Origin of the sequence: Paenibacillus agri (assembly GCF_013359945.1) — a bacterium.
Taxonomy (GTDB): Bacteria; Bacillota; Bacilli; order Paenibacillales; family Paenibacillaceae; genus Paenibacillus_AQ; species Paenibacillus_AQ agri.
In genome coordinates this window covers 1-419 of sequence record NZ_JABWCS010000139.1, presented here as the reverse complement: position 1 = coordinate 419, position 419 = coordinate 1, and the positions used below count along the sequence as shown (strand labels likewise).

1 protein-coding gene is annotated in these 419 nt (G+C 51.3%); it reads right to left on the bottom strand.

Annotated elements, in window-relative coordinates:
- The coding region (locus HPT30_RS00690; RefSeq protein ID WP_246316845.1) for a reverse transcriptase domain-containing protein at positions 1 to 419 on the bottom strand (419 nt) is incomplete at both ends.

The window sequence follows — 419 nt, the reverse complement described above, 5'->3', positions numbered from 1 at the left end:
CTGTCCACCGCACTTTTCTCCCGGTTTACTTTCAGTTTTAGCTTCCCTTCTACAAACCGACTTACCGATTCCATCACACGTTCGCCTGCTCGCCTACTCGCTACAAAGATATTACAGTCGTTCGCATAGCGTACAAATCGCAATCCTCGTCCGCTTAGCTCCTTGTCCAAATCATCCAGTAAAATGTTCGCCAGCAGCGGGCTGAGTGGACCGCCTTGCGGCGTCCCTTCCCGGCTGCGCTCCCATTTTCCATCCACCATGACTCCGGCATTCAGGTAGGCTCGGATCAGAGTTAGTGCTCTTTTATCCGTCACTTTTCGCGCCACCCTTGCCACCAACATGTCATGATTCACCTGGTCGAAGAACTTTTCCAGATCTAGATCTACGACCCATCGGAGTCCACTTTGGATATATCTCTG